The organism is Sporosarcina sp. FSL K6-3457 (genome assembly GCF_038007285.1).
In the GTDB taxonomy this organism is placed as follows: Bacteria; Bacillota; Bacilli; order Bacillales_A; family Planococcaceae; genus Sporosarcina.
The window spans coordinates 3,521,834-3,535,911 of sequence record NZ_JBBOWX010000001.1; the positions used below are offsets into that span (position 1 = coordinate 3,521,834).

Here is a 14,078-nt window from a genome sequence, read left to right on the forward strand (position 1 = left end):
GTTTTTCTGTTATAACAAAGCAAATTCAATATGAGCTATACTTCAATCTATTGAGGTGTAACTTCACGCTCATTACTTACCTTTAGATCCGGTCCCATCATCCACCCCAACGTTGCCTTTATTCCCTCCTGATAGGATGTTGCAGGCACCGCTCCAATTTCAGCTTCATATTTCTGACCACTTAGAATAACCGGTGTTTCTGTTAAATACATCATTTCTACCACTTCTCTCATGAACGGCTGAAACATTCCGATGAAGCGAATCATTGTTTTGGATACTGGTCGAATAGATTTTTGATACCCAGTTTCTTCACGTATAATCTTGATCAGTTCCTCACCTGTTATCGGGTAGACCGCTGGGATGTTCCAATTTTGATTGTAAGTATTCTCTCGAAGGGCAAGCTCTACCATGGCCTTCGCACCATCGAAGGTATATACAAATTCTCTTGCTACGTGAGTGCTTCCAACAAAATTTGCTGATTTATGCTGAACGACATTTTTGAGTGTTTCATAGAGCATCGTACTCTCTGCAAATGGTCCATAAAAATCTGGGAAATGAACGATCAACGAAGGAACATGACTTGCTTTCAATTTGTTCTCCATCGCTAAACGAATTTTCCCTTTTTTCGTGTGTGGCTCCTTCATTGTATCCTCCATAACCTTTTCATTATGTTGTGCGCCATATGCATATATATTATCGACTAGTGCAATTTTCGCTTGCTGTTTTTCCGCAACACGAATCACAATGTCCGTACATAAAAGATGTGTCGTATTCCAGACCTGGTAGGGGAAATTGATAGCATGAAAAATTACGTCTACCCCTTGGGCCGCTCGTGATACTTCTCCTTCCACTAATGCATCTCCCGCATAGATTTTCACGTTTTGTTGCTGGCCGAAAAGCATCTTCAACTTGTCTTCTCTCCTAGCAAATGCAACGACTTCGACCCCACGTGAAACCAATTCCTTCACCAATGCATACCCCATTCCACCTGATGCGCCTAATACTAATGCCTTTTTCATATACATTCCTCCCTTTTTGTTAACCACTGGTCAATAGCTATTTTAAAAAATAGTGTCATGCTCTACATCAATAGTTGATATAGAGCAGCCACTTAATTGCACAGGCCTTTTAGAATAAACTCCACATGCGATTCAGCTGACACTTTTGCTTCCTTAAAGTTCTTAACAAATCCACGATGATGGACAACAAATCCATGAAGCGCTAAAAATGCAGACCATACATCTTTTACCGCAAGCCTGCTGCTCGACAAAGCTTGCACCGACTCGGCAAATTTTTGATAGCTAAGGAAGGCTGCCTCTTGCGATAGACTATCTACTTCAGCATATCTTGCGACAAACATGAATTCATATTGGCTTTGATTATTTAAGCCGAATTGGATAAAGCAAAGAAATACATTTTTAAGCTTTACTACATCTTCTCCAGGACCTTGAACAGTATCTTCTAAAAGAATGTTCAGTTCAGTAAAATCAACTTTGACAATTGCATTAAATAATTCTACTTTATTTTTAAAATGGTAATACAGTGCACCATGCGTACAGCCAACCTGCTTAGCAATACTTCGCATAGAAACATCATGAAAACCTTTTTCAACGAACAAGGTACGAGCCTGTTGCACAATCATCTCTTTTGTTAATTCTTGAGATGTTGATTTATGAGATGACATGTTTCCACTCCTCCTTGACCACTGGTTAATAGAAGTATAACTTTATTTAGTATTCTTGACAAGTACGAAACAGCACGTTTCTAATTAAAAAATAAGCACTTGTCCCGAACTTTAAGGCTAACGGATAACAGATTCTTTCATTCAATGTAATCAATAGAAGTAAGTCTATGATAAGCATCTTTGTAACACAAATGTAATTTATCAGAGTATTGTCCTATGACTCTAAAGCCGATAGAATAGAGTCATAGAACTATTTGTCGTTGGAAGGAGAATCTACATGAAAAAGAAAGCTTTTTCGATGTTAGCAACAGCTGCCCTTGCGACATTTATCGCAACAGGGAGTGCAGACGCCGCAACTGAATCATATACCGTCAAAACCGGCGATACGTTATGGAAAATTGCTTCGCAACACAAATTGTCAGTGGACGAGTTAAAAAGCTTCAATAATCTTACATCCGATATGATTAAAATCGATCAGAAATTGAACATCTCTGGGAAAACAGCTAATCTACCTCCTGCCAAAGATAACGTGACCGCGCCGCCTAAAAAAGATGCTGCTACGACCTCTTCTACTAATTCATGGAAGAACACCAGCACTACCAATGGTAACGCAGAAAAACTGTCTCCCGCTGCCGAAAAAATATTACTCGCAACAATTGAGGTATCACTTCCCCTTCTCGATACTCCCTATGCTTGGGCAGGTGTGACAACAGAGGGATTTGATTGTAGCGGATTCATCTATTATGTCTATCAAGCCGCTGGACTCGACATACCTAGGTTCGACACAATAAGCATGTATACGAATTCTTCCGATGTGGACGAGCCAAAAATAGGCGATTTAGTCTTTTTCGAAAATACATACCGCAGCGGTATTTCTCACGCTGGGATTTATTTAGGTAATGGTGACTTTATTCATGCAGGTACGAAGAAAGTCGAAATTTCTTCATTGGAGTCCGTTTATTGGAAAGATAAGTTTACCGGCTACAAACGGTTTAATCTATTATATTAATAATTACGGCTTTCCCTGAACTTAGGGAAAGCTATTTTTATCGCAGCAGCGCAGTTCCGCGTTCGTTGCGCGCGTAATCATATCCTTTGCGCATGTATGCAAAAACTCCCTTTGCTTCTGTGCAAAGGGAGTCATATTCATATATTTAGTTTAACTGGTAATTATCTAGCAGAGAATCCACCATCAATGACAAGTTCAGCCCCGGTAATGTACGACGCTTCATCAGAAGCAAGGAACAATACCGCGTTGCCTACATCTTCAGGCTGTCCAAGACGGTTAAGTGGTGTCATTTTAATCAGGCCTTCAAGTGCTGCTGCAGAAGACTGGAGATTAGCAACCATTGGCGTTTCGATTACACCTGGGAATACCGCGTTTACACGGATTCCATCTTTACCAAACTCAGCTGCAGCTGCACGTGAAATCGCACGAACCGATCCTTTAGATCCAGAATATGGATTATACCCCATACCGACTAGAGCTGTATAAGAAGAAATGTTAACGATTGAACCTTGTCCAGCTTCCTTCATGTAAGGAACTGCAGCACGCATGCCTGCGAATGTACCAAAGCCGTTAATGTCATGCAGGCGCTGCCAGTCTTGAAGCGTAATATCGTTCATTGTTTTTTCAGTCGAGATCCCCGCACAGTTGATAAGAATATCAAGCTTACCGAATTTATCTACCGCAGTTTTTACAGCCTCTTTCCAGTTTTCATCGTCTGTTACGTTAAGCTTTACATAGTCAACGTTTTCGACACCTTCCCATTTAGCTTGAAGTGCTTCTGTGTTAATGTCTGCGGCCATGACTTTTGCGCCTTGTGCTGTAAACAATTTCACCATCATTTCGCCCATACCTGATGCTCCACCTGTGATGAAGGCAACTTTATCCTGTAATCTTGTCATACTAAACACTCCATTCTAATATACTTAGACATCTAAATATTATTCCATTTTATATGAAATTGCAAATGAAATGATAAAGTAAACGACCACCCTACAAAAAAGCGAGGTGGTCGTTTACTTATAATTTAAATCTTGCAATCATGGTATTTAAGTCCTCTGTTAATTCACGTAGGGCAGTCACCTTATCGACGACTTTTCCGATGGAGTTAAGTTGTTCTTCTGCCGATGCAGAAATCTCTTCGCTACCAGCAGCCGTCTGTTCCACGACAGCACTGATGTTCTCCGTGTTTTCTAGAACTGTATTATTAAACTTCTGCGACGTGTCCACACCCGCTACAAGATCTCCCAACGCTCCGGTAATGCCATCCATTTTATCTTCAATATTTGTGAAGGCATCGAGTGTACGTGTCACATTGTCATCTTGTGCTGTCGCAATTTCCGCACCTTTTCCTACAGATTCTGCAATCGAACTGAGTCCTCCTTTGATCAGGTTGACCATATCAAAAATCTGCGCAGTTGCCGCAGTCGAATCATCTGCAAGCTTTCGCACTTCCGAAGCAACGACAGCAAATCCTTTCCCTGCTTCTCCAGCACGTGCTGCTTCAATGGCAGCATTTAAAGCAAGTAAGTTTGTCTGTGCCGCAATGTCAGAAACTGTTTTCGCCATGTCTTCGATGCTCCCGGCATATTGTGTAAATTGCTCAGTTGCTTTTTCGATAGATTTTGACGCTTCGTTATTGTTGTCGATTAGCGCACGCTGCTCATCAATTGCTCCACGACCTTCTATAATTGCTTGATTGGCTAACGCTGCATACTCAGCAGAATTTTTAGCACGTTCCACATTTGTGCCAAATTCATGATTCATCTGTTCAATGAGCTCTACTGAATTTTGTAAGTCCTCGGAAATGCTTTGTGTTCCCTTTGCCAGCTCTTCCGTCGAAAGTGTCACTTGGTTGCTTGCTTCAGTAAGATAACTATTTTCAGTTTCCAGCTCTTTTGCATAGTTATCGACATTTCGACTCGCCGCATCAATCGATTGTAAAAGCGAGCGCAGCTGGTCCGTCATCGTTGTGAATGAATGATTCAACTGCCCCAATTCGTCTTTTTTATCATAGGAGATTGCTTCTACTACCAAATTACCCGCGGCAATTTCCTCAGCATTTGTTGCTAGCTTCTTAAGTGGATTGGTTACGGCATTTGCCAACCGAAGAACAATCACAATTGTTCCCACTATAACAAAAATAGTTCCAAGTACGGCAAAAGTAATGACGTCCTTAATCTGTTTCGCAAGCAATTCTTGTAAATAATCGTAGTGTGCGGATGTAAAAAGATCCACCATATAAATATCGTTGACGATTCCAACATTACGAAGGGATTGCCGATTGATTTCCGCGGAGTTGTTCTCTTCAACTGCTACGAGTGCTGCTTCTTTCAATAAAACAAATTTCTCTTGCGCTTTCAGTAAAATATCGCGGGCGTCTTGCTCTTTCACAAGACTTTCAGCCGTATCGAATGTTAAGGTGGTCAAATCAAGCTGATTACGCACATTTTCCTTATTACTATCCGTCATATTATAAGCGAGCGTATTCAAGCTATTCATCGTTGCTTTCGTTTCTGCATTCACATCATGGACCGCTAATAGTACGTCCACGTAATCACTGCTTGTATTTTGAATCGCCATCATCCTGAATATAATTATCGCTATCATTACAATAGATAGACCAAGCACGGAGAGTGAATTGAGTAGTATCTTTTTCTTAATCGTCATTTTCATATTCCCCCTACTCGTTCATTTCTGAAGCAGCTTTTTCTAAGTATCCGTCCAGTTTTTTCTGGTTCGACTGCGACAAATCAAGGACACGGAATGGGGCGAGCCCAACCGCATTTTCTGCAAGGCCAAGCTCAACATGACCCGTCGGGACTTTCCCTGTTTCCTTGTAGGTGTGGACGATATCAAATAATGCAAGATCAATATTTTTCATCATAGATGTAATGACAGCTTTTTCTGCATAAAAGTATTGATCACTATCTACTCCGATTGCGTAGACACCCTGTTTTTCAGCCTCTTGTAGCATACCGACTCCTGTAAATCCAGCCGCCGCATACAGTACATCCGCCTGACTATCAATCATATTTGCTGCAATTTCTGCACCAAGTGCGTCATTATCAAAGTCGCCCGCATACTCAGTCATAATCACAATATTTGGATTTACCGACTTTGCTCCTTGCACGAAACCTTGCTCAAAGCGTTGAATGACCGGGGCTTCCACGCCACCAATAAAACCGATTGTCTGCGTTTTTGAAACCGTCGCCGCAACGATACCCGCTAGAACACTTCCCTCGTTTTCCTTAAAGGTAATTGAAGTGATATTGTCGATATCCGATACCGCGTCAACCAAAACGAATGATTGTTGTGGATAGGCTTGCGCCACTTTTTCAAGCTCTTCTTGACCTGTAAATCCAAGCGCAATTACCAAATCATTTCCGCTGTTAGCCAATTGTTCAAATCCACTTTCATACGTTCCTGTATCTGCAAGCTCCAAGTATTCGATAACAATGCCTTCTTCATCCCGCGCCTTCGTCAAACCCGCAAAAGCCAAATCTGAAAATGATTGATCACCAAGCCCATTTTCGGAAAGCATAACGCCAACTTTCACTTTCTCAACAAGTGGATTTGTTTTTTCTAGTCCACAAGCTCCGAGTAATAGCGTCATAAACAAAACAACTATTATTTTATTGTTCATACGTCACACTCACTTTCTTTCAACTATAAGGGAGTTACTGCCCCCTTTTAATACGCCTAGGCTAGTCAATTTTCCAAATCAAAGTTTCAACATAACTGGTTGGTTCTACTCTCTTCTTCGGGTGAATACTTGAACTCTGAATAGATTTTAGTAAAGCCTTTCAATGTTCTTTTACTCCAATAATTCTGACTAGTGGAGTTAGAAATTTCTTTCTAACAATTCATGTATCGATTTTATTGGCATTCCTTTTTTTAGCTCTTCTAATCTCGAACCCTTGTCACTCCAACGTTTGTTAGCTATACTTAATGGAGTAAATTCCAGATAAGTCAGAGTAGACGGAGTGATTCATATGTTCAAGGATAATCGTTATCTTCATTATGATGCAGCCGGATTTCGCAAAGATTTAATTGCGGGAATTACAGTTGGTATTGTAGCCATTCCGCTTGGGATGGCTTTTGCAATTGCCTCGGGGGTCAAACCTGAGTATGGTCTTTACACGACAATTATCGCTGGCCTCCTCGTTGCATTATTAGGGGGTTCTCGTTTTCAAATTGCCGGACCTACAGGCGCTTTCATCCCAATTTTACTAGCAATCGTTCTGCAATATGGTTATGAGGATTTGCTGATTGCTGGGTTTTTAGCGGGGATTTTTCTCGTCATTATGAGTTTTCTTGGCATTAGTAATCTGATCCACTTTGTTCCACGATCGGTTACAATCGGCTTTACAACCGGGATTGCTGTCATCATCTTTACGGGACAGTTTGGCAATTTTTTTGGCATTACTGGCCTGGAGAAAAAAGAGTTTTTCCACGAAAATATGCTGGATCTCATCAAGCAATTCCACACGGTTAATCCTTACAGTATTCTAATTGCAGTCATTGGATTAGCAGTAATCTTTTTATTGCCAAAGATTGCGCCACGTGTTCCGTTACTGCTTGTTGCGTTACTCATTCCAACAATTATTTCCGTCTGGCTATTCCCCGGGAAATTAGAAACCATTGGGACAGCATTTGGTGGGATTCCCAATACACTACCCAGTTTCCATTTCCCACACATCACCTTGTCCAAATTGGTATCCCTGTGGCAGCCTGCACTCATTATCGCTGCACTTGGTGCCATTGAATCACTGTTATCAGCGGTTGTGGCAGATGGTATGAAAAGCGGAGAGAAGCATGATTCGAAGCGAGAACTATTTGGACAGGGGATTGCCAATATCATTACACCATTATTCGGCGGCATTCCAGCAACAGGAGCCATCGCAAGAACCGCGACAAATATTCGATCCGGGGCTGTCAGTCCAGTATCTGGCGTTGTCCAAAGCCTATTTGTTTTGGCATTTTTGCTGCTGTTCGCACCCTATGCCTCGTATATTCCGCTTGCTGCGATGGCACCGATTCTCATGTTTGTTGCGTGGAATATGAGCGCAAGGAAAGCATTCGTTCATATCCTATCGATTCGCTCGGGAGATTCTATCGTCCTATTGACGACGTTTCTATTGACGATTTTCATCGATTTAACCATCGCGGTTCAAGTTGGTATTTTGCTTGCGGCTCTGTCATTTTTGAAGAAAATGAGTGGTAAACTTCATATCGAGAAAGCCAAACTTTCTGATGTTGAAGTCATGAAATTCGGTGCGGATGCTCCTTCTTCATTAACAAAGTATACTGTAGATGGACCTATTTTCTTTGGGACTGCCAAGGTGTTTGAAGACAAGTATCCACAACTTCTTGAGTCTGGAGCGACAAAAATCATTCTTGACATGGAACATCTTTCTGTCGTTGATGCGACAGGTGAAGCCGTACTTTTTGCATTGCTTGACGACGCAGAACAAAAGGGTATCCAAATCATTATCAAACGTTTGCCGAAGGATAAAGCTTCTTTATTTAAAAAAAGTGGCTTAGATGATCGGATTGGGAAAGATAACTTTTTTATGTAGGCAGCACTCAAAAAGGACTATCCATGACGGATAGTCCTCTTTTTATTAACCTTCCAAATAAGAAGCTTTTTTCAATGTTGCCGTCAATACGCGAGCACCAATATCAAGCGCTTCGCGGTTAAATGTCATATCGGGATGGTGAAGCCCCGGGCCAAGATCTGCCCCAATGCCAATCATCGCCGCTTGCAGATTTGGTCGATGAATCGTATAGAAGTGGAAATCATCGCTACCTGACGTAATGATGGCCGGTGCAAATCCTTCCTCCCCAACTGTCTCTAGTATGGCTTCCTCCGCAATAGCCGCCGCCTCTTCCGCTACTTCGGCTGCTGGCGTATAGTCACTCCACACCAAGTCAATGACCACGTCATGGAGCTTGCCAATTGCCTGAATGCCTTCATCAATGCGTTCTTTCAATTCATTCAACACAGTATTCGATTGTGAACGGGCATCTATCGCAAATGTAGCTGTTCCTGGAATAATATTGAGGCTATCGCCACCCGCTTGTACCTTCGTCAGCTTGGCCGAATACGCTTCATAAGGTGAAAACTGAATCGTTTTCACGAACTGAGCAATTGCAAACAGCGGATCGAGCGCGTTCTTTCCTTGATGCGGACGAGCGCCATGTGCATCGACTCCCGTAATTTTTCCTTCCAAGAATACAGCCGCCCCATGATGGATGGCCGGTGATACTTTGCCAAATGGAATTTCTTCCTGTGGACGTAAATGCACACCGAACAGCTGTGATACACCATCGACTGCGCCTCTTTCAATCATTGAGTTGGCACCATTGCCTTTTTCTTCAGCCGGTTGAAAAATGAAACGAATACGGCTACCGAGCTGCTCTTGCTGCAAATAAGATAGCGCCCCCAGCACCATCGAGATGTTGGCATCATGTCCGCATGAATGGTTCGCCTGATAGACTCCGCCCACTTCCTGCCACAAAGCATCGATATCAGCGCGTACCGCAATGACCCGGTCGCCTTCCCCAATTTCCGCCACAACACCTGTCACATCGTCAAATGTATGATGCTTGACCCCCATCTCCGTTAAGATTTCCGCAAGCTTCGCAGTCGTCTCAATCTCTTTCCAACTCACCTCGGGATGCGCATGGAAATGTTCAAACCACTGACTGATTTTCTCTTTCACTACCACTTCAACCACTCCCCCTACTAACTTATAGTTTCCACTTCACTCTTGCATAAATAACAAGCATGACAAAGTTCGCCGCCGCACTAATAGCTGTACCATATGCAATCGAGGAAGCACCGAATGCATCCATCATCGCATAAATAACCGCTACGTTAATACCCAAGACACTAATCACACTGAATATAACTGGTACCATCGAATTGGCTTTAGCATAATAGAATCGGGTGATAAAGGTATTGGCAGCTAGGAAGAACATTGACAACGCAAATGCACGGAAAATTGGTACTGTGACTAGAACGTCTTCACTCGTAAATTCCCCACGTTCAAAAACAAGACTAATAAGCGGTTCTGCAAAAATGTAAGCAACTGCTGTCGCTGGTGCAAGTAATACAGCCAAATAGAGCATTCCTTTTTTATAGAGCTTGCGGATTGTTTCCATGTCACCCTCCCCTTCCTTTTTACTTAAAAGAGGGTAAATAACTGTTGTCACCGCAGTCATCAAAATGGCCTGTGGAAGACTCGTCAATTTTGAAGCGTAGTTGACAGCCGCCATGATACCGACTCCAAACTGATCAGCTACAATTCGATGTATCAAAATATAAAACTGTAGCGAAGCACCACCAAACAATATCGGCAAAGCAATAACCCATATTCGCTTAACATCATCAGACATCCCAAACGATGGTTTCAATGAATACAGCTTAGATTTCCGAAGACCCACATACAGGAATCCCCCCATCAAAATCGCACCTAGCATAGCACCAGCTCCGTAAGATTCCGGTCCCAAAATACTCGTCAACAACACTGCAATTCCAACGAAAGCTACATTATAGAGTAGCACGGCTATACTTGACAGGTTATACTTGCCGTTGACATTCAGAACACCACTCATCCATGTCGATAACACAAGAATGATAGTAGAGGGCATCATCCAAAGGTATAAATTGCGCATCAATATATACTCTTCTGCACTGAGTTTACTGAAAAATAGATGCAACACTGGATTCGTAAATATAAGCAAAATAGCTGTAATCGATACTGCTGCTACAAGTACGGTCGTAAACGATTTGCGTACATACAAAGACTTATCCGTTTTCGTCGAATGATAGACGGATATAAAAGCCGTCGTCAATCCCCCACCCACCACAAGGTAAATGAAATTCGGTATTGTATACGCAGCCGCAATTGCATCAGCAGTAGTTGACAAGCCATACTGTTTACCAATAACAACCTCCCGAAGAAATCCAAACATCCTCGCGACAATATTAATAACAGCGACGGCCCCGATAATTTTCATCATTTTACTCATTGCGACCAACCCGACCTTTCTCAGCCGAACGATAAATCGACAACAACTTCTCTAAAACAGCCTCAAAAGAATGTTCCGTAATCCTCGCATGAACAACTGCTTCGTCAATCGCAACAGACTCTTCGTCCAACACACTCCACATACCTTGCGCCAACGAGTCTGGATTTTCTGCTTCGACTAAAACCCCAGCCCCATCCTTCAACAAATAAGACAGCCCACCAACATCCGTACCAACTACCTTCGTCCCCGCAGACATCGCCTCAAGTGCAACTAACCCAAATCCCTCATGATGTGAAGGCAGAATCAGTGCATCGGCTGCCGACATCCAAAGCGATAATTCAGCTTGTCCTAGCGGCTCTTTGAAGTGGATATCCTCCACATCTTTATCGCGGATAAATGACCGTAACTCTTCGACAAAATGACTATCTTTCTGCGAACCAACCATATATAACGAACTATCCGGTAATGACATTTTCAGTGAATCAAACGCCTCCACAAGTTCAAGCAACCCTTTCGCTCGAATAATATTCCCAACGAAAAGCAATACTTTCTCATCATTAGGAAGACCCAACTGATTCCGCGCCTCCTCTTTCGGTACATAGTTGAAGACAGACGTATCGACACCCATGCTCATGACATGCACGTTGGCATCCGCAACACCAAAACGGCTTGTCACATCTTCCCTAAGTTTGTCACCAACAACAATGACGGCTTCTGCCTGCTGCAAAATCCGTTTCGTCATATCCGCAATGCGCTGACTCTTTGCAGCCATTTTATCAATATCCCCACCATGAACAGTCACGACATAAGGAACGCCAAATAGCTTTTTCCCCATCAACGACAGAATCCCTGTTGGAAATGCATAATGCGCGTGAGTTAGTGCTATTTTTTTTCGGTTTTTCATCAGATAAATAACTGAACGGCTAAACCATGCCATATATTTTTGTAATGCCTTTGCTTTCCCTTTACTCGGATCCTGAATTGCCACCACATCAACATCAAGACCTACTGTTTGAAGAAGCCCTACTTGATTTTTGACAAATAATCCAAATGTCGGATGGTCTGATGATGGATACATATTGCTGAACACAACTATTTTCTTCATGCTAGTTCTCATCCTATCTATAATAATAGCCTCATAATTAGCTACACCTTTATTTTCATTCAATGATTATAACATATCGCTTGACGTTCAACCTCTTGACAGCCAATTCATCTACAATAAAGACGATTTGACTATAGGTAAGCACCTCATCAAATCGTCTTTGCTAATTGCTAGGAACAAAAGCGCAAGCGCCTGTTCAGCCCCGACAAGCGCTGGAGGGCTTGAAAGTAAAGGCGCCCTTTGCCTTTACTAGCAAGACCGAAGCGACTCGAGGGGCTAGGCGCTGGAGCCTAGACGAGGAATCACCCTGTTCCGACTTATCCACAGTACGAGAATTTTATAATTTCCTAAGCTATAAGAAAGTCAATTTTGTTGAAATAAATTACGGATTAGTTATTTATCATTATAGCTTTACGGCGCCATCACTGGTAAACTGAACCTACTACTCTAGTATAACAAGGGAGGACGCAATGAGAACAATTAAATGGGCTGCTGTCGTACTGATGATCTTCGCTCTCGTTTCCATAGTCCCGGGACGTTCATCTGCACAACAAATTCAATTCAAAGATGTCACACCTAATAAGGAATATTATGAGCAAGTCAATTACATAGCGGGTCTTGGTATTATTAAAGGTTATGAAGAAAATGGAGTAACTACCTTTAAACCTGGTAATAATTTAACACGTGCTCAAGCTGCTAAGATGCTGGTCATAGCTGCAAAAAAACAGGACATCCCTACTCCGTCTATCCAATTCAAAGACGTTAAAGCAGGGACTGAGCAATATGACTATGTAAGCCGCGCTGTCTCACTCGGCTATTTTAAAGTGGGTGCAAATGGGAATTTCAAACCTAACGAAAATTTAAAGCGTGGGGAAATGGGTAATGCACTCGCAGTTGCTTTCAATCTTTCGGAAAAGATTACAATAGAACGTCCTATGATGATGACAGATATCTCAAAAGACTATGGGTATGCTGAACGCATCAACGGACTTTATTATGCTGGCGTCACTAAAGGAGATTCCGGAAAATTTCTTCCAAATAATTTCCTAACACGCTCGCAGTTCTCACTTTTCCTAGCACGCGCCATGGATGACCAGTTCGCTCTATCTGTTACATTTCCAGAACAAACATCCAGAACCTATTTTGCTAAAGTCACAACAACAGGTGGGGATGTACTAAACGTTCGTACCCTACCATCCGTTGATGGCTCCGTGATCCACAAGTTAAATAGTGGAGAAATTGTAGAAGTTGTTGGTCAATCTGGTGATTGGCTACTCATTCTTTTTGATAATGGAGAAGGTTACATCAATAGTCGCTACACGATCGAGGTCGGTACAGAAACACCACCAGAAGTTAAGCCTCCTGTTGAAGTTGTACCTCCTGTTGTTGAACCTGAAGAGCCTTTAGAGCCTGTTGAACCATCCATTCCGGATGACTCAGATGATGCTAACCAAGAAGTCCCTGAACTACCAAGCCACACTGCTAATTTGACGGGTAAAGTAACAGTCAAAAGTCTTAATATACGGGAGTCTGCAAGCACTGATTCTGCGGTCATTGACACATTAACACTAGGACAAACAGTCGAAGTGTTATCTTTGGAAGGTTATTGGGCTAAAATCTATGTTAATTCAAAAACAGGCTATGTGCATAAAACCTATTTGAAATTGCTGAATAAAGCTGACAATCCATTAAAAGATCGAATCATTGTCTTAGACCCTGGCCACGGTGCTCATGATCCAGGCGCTTCAAACAATAAAGTAACAGAGAAAAGTATCACCCTAAAAGTTGCCCTACTTGTAGAAGATAAGTTAAAAAATGCAGGGGCAAATGTCATCATGACACGTTCCAATGATACCTTCCTAACATTGGAAGAGCGTACGGAGTTTGCAAAGAAAAATTATGCAGAAACATTCGTCTCTATTCATGTGAATTCTGCTACATCTAAGTCAGCCAATGGGACTGAAACGTACTTCGATTCATCTCTGAATGCTAATTCTGCTGAAAGTAAAGCTTTAGCTACCTTGATACAAAAAAATCTTGTTAAAGATGCTAACATGACTGATCGCGGTGTGAAAGATGAACGTTTTTACGTCATTCGTAATACTAACGTCGCATCAGTACTTATCGAGCTTGCTTTTATTTCAAACGCAGATGATTTCAAAAAGCTAACAAGTGATAGTTTTTTAGAAATCTACGCCGAGTCCATCTATCAGGGTCTCGTACAATACTATTCAGCACCTTAA

The 14,078-nt window shown here is 42.1% G+C and carries 11 protein-coding genes; 3 read left to right on the plus strand and 8 right to left on the minus strand.

Annotated features, from left to right (window positions below; translation table 11 throughout):
* Positions 1–47 precede the first annotated feature (47 nt).
* Positions 48–1,019, minus strand: a complete 972-nt coding sequence (locus N1I80_RS17270) for an SDR family NAD(P)-dependent oxidoreductase (protein WP_340739075.1) — start codon at positions 1,017–1,019, stop codon at positions 48–50.
* 92 nt (positions 1,020–1,111) lie between these two features.
* Positions 1,112–1,684: a TetR/AcrR family transcriptional regulator gene (locus N1I80_RS17275; protein ID WP_340739076.1), complete on the minus strand. Its 573-nt coding sequence runs from the start codon at positions 1,682–1,684 to the stop codon at positions 1,112–1,114.
* Between the two features lie 277 nt (positions 1,685–1,961).
* Between N1I80_RS17275 and N1I80_RS17280 the strand changes: the two genes are divergently transcribed.
* Positions 1,962–2,693 (plus strand): C40 family peptidase, encoded by a 732-nt coding sequence (locus tag N1I80_RS17280; protein ID WP_340739077.1) that lies wholly within the window; start codon positions 1,962–1,964, stop codon positions 2,691–2,693.
* A gap of 161 nt (positions 2,694–2,854) precedes the next feature.
* Here the strand turns inward: N1I80_RS17280 and N1I80_RS17285 are convergent, their stop codons facing one another.
* The 3 genes from N1I80_RS17285 to N1I80_RS17295 form a co-directional block, all read right to left on the minus strand.
* A complete protein-coding gene (locus tag N1I80_RS17285; RefSeq protein WP_340739078.1) occupies positions 2,855–3,592 on the minus strand; it encodes an SDR family NAD(P)-dependent oxidoreductase in 738 nt (245 codons plus the stop codon).
* Between the two features lie 118 nt (positions 3,593–3,710).
* On the minus strand, positions 3,711–5,360 hold the full coding sequence (locus N1I80_RS17290) for a methyl-accepting chemotaxis protein (RefSeq protein WP_340739079.1): 1,650 nt from the start codon (positions 5,358–5,360) through the stop codon (positions 3,711–3,713).
* A gap of 13 nt (positions 5,361–5,373) precedes the next feature.
* Positions 5,374–6,336 carry a BMP family lipoprotein gene (locus N1I80_RS17295; protein ID WP_340739080.1) on the minus strand — a complete coding sequence of 321 codons (963 nt, stop codon included), beginning with the start codon at positions 6,334–6,336 and terminating at the stop codon, positions 5,374–5,376.
* Between the two features lie 349 nt (positions 6,337–6,685).
* Between N1I80_RS17295 and N1I80_RS17300 the strand changes: the two genes are divergently transcribed.
* The gene (locus N1I80_RS17300) at positions 6,686–8,272 is read left to right on the plus strand and encodes a SulP family inorganic anion transporter (RefSeq protein WP_340739081.1); all 1,587 of its coding nucleotides are present in this window, start codon (positions 6,686–6,688) and stop codon (positions 8,270–8,272) included.
* Positions 8,273–8,317: 45 nt separating this feature from the next.
* On the opposite strand, the gene N1I80_RS17305 is transcribed toward N1I80_RS17300, so the two are convergent.
* Genes N1I80_RS17305 through N1I80_RS17315 form a run of 3 tightly spaced genes read right to left on the minus strand, consistent with a single transcriptional unit; the run spans position 8,318 to position 11,835 of the window.
* Positions 8,318–9,424 carry an amidohydrolase gene (locus N1I80_RS17305; RefSeq protein ID WP_340740083.1) on the minus strand — a complete coding sequence of 369 codons (1,107 nt, stop codon included), beginning with the start codon at positions 9,422–9,424 and terminating at the stop codon, positions 8,318–8,320.
* A gap of 22 nt (positions 9,425–9,446) precedes the next feature.
* The gene (gene murJ, locus N1I80_RS17310; protein WP_340739082.1) at positions 9,447–10,730 is read right to left on the minus strand and encodes a murein biosynthesis integral membrane protein MurJ; all 1,284 of its coding nucleotides are present in this window, start codon (positions 10,728–10,730) and stop codon (positions 9,447–9,449) included.
* Positions 10,723–11,835: a glycosyltransferase gene (locus tag N1I80_RS17315; protein ID WP_340739083.1), complete on the minus strand. Its 1,113-nt coding sequence runs from the start codon at positions 11,833–11,835 to the stop codon at positions 10,723–10,725. The genes murJ and N1I80_RS17315 overlap by 8 nt, the downstream gene beginning before the upstream one ends.
* A 470-nt stretch (positions 11,836–12,305) precedes the next feature.
* On the opposite strand from N1I80_RS17315, the gene N1I80_RS17320 reads away from it, so the two are divergent.
* Positions 12,306–14,078: an N-acetylmuramoyl-L-alanine amidase gene (locus N1I80_RS17320; RefSeq protein WP_340739084.1), complete on the plus strand. Its 1,773-nt coding sequence runs from the start codon at positions 12,306–12,308 to the stop codon at positions 14,076–14,078.

What these genes read in the sequence shown, in the direction of transcription:
- N1I80_RS17270 (WP_340739075.1), bottom strand. Translation starts at nt 1,019, where the DNA reads ATGAAAAAGGCATTAGTATTAGGCGCATCAGGTGGAATGGGGTATGCA.
- N1I80_RS17275 (WP_340739076.1), bottom strand. Translation starts at nt 1,684, where the DNA reads ATGTCATCTCATAAATCAACATCTCAAGAATTAACAAAAGAGATGATT.
- N1I80_RS17280 (WP_340739077.1), top strand. Translation starts at nt 1,962, where the DNA reads ATGAAAAAGAAAGCTTTTTCGATGTTAGCAACAGCTGCCCTTGCGACA.
- N1I80_RS17285 (WP_340739078.1), bottom strand. Translation starts at nt 3,592, where the DNA reads ATGACAAGATTACAGGATAAAGTTGCCTTCATCACAGGTGGAGCATCA.
- N1I80_RS17290 (WP_340739079.1), bottom strand. Translation starts at nt 5,360, where the DNA reads ATGACGATTAAGAAAAAGATACTACTCAATTCACTCTCCGTGCTTGGT.
- N1I80_RS17295 (WP_340739080.1), bottom strand. Translation starts at nt 6,336, where the DNA reads ATGAACAATAAAATAATAGTTGTTTTGTTTATGACGCTATTACTCGGA.
- N1I80_RS17300 (WP_340739081.1), top strand. Translation starts at nt 6,686, where the DNA reads ATGTTCAAGGATAATCGTTATCTTCATTATGATGCAGCCGGATTTCGC.
- murJ (WP_340739082.1), bottom strand. Translation starts at nt 10,730, where the DNA reads ATGAGTAAAATGATGAAAATTATCGGGGCCGTCGCTGTTATTAATATT.
- N1I80_RS17315 (WP_340739083.1), bottom strand. Translation starts at nt 11,835, where the DNA reads ATGAAGAAAATAGTTGTGTTCAGCAATATGTATCCATCATCAGACCAT.
- N1I80_RS17320 (WP_340739084.1), top strand. Translation starts at nt 12,306, where the DNA reads ATGAGAACAATTAAATGGGCTGCTGTCGTACTGATGATCTTCGCTCTC.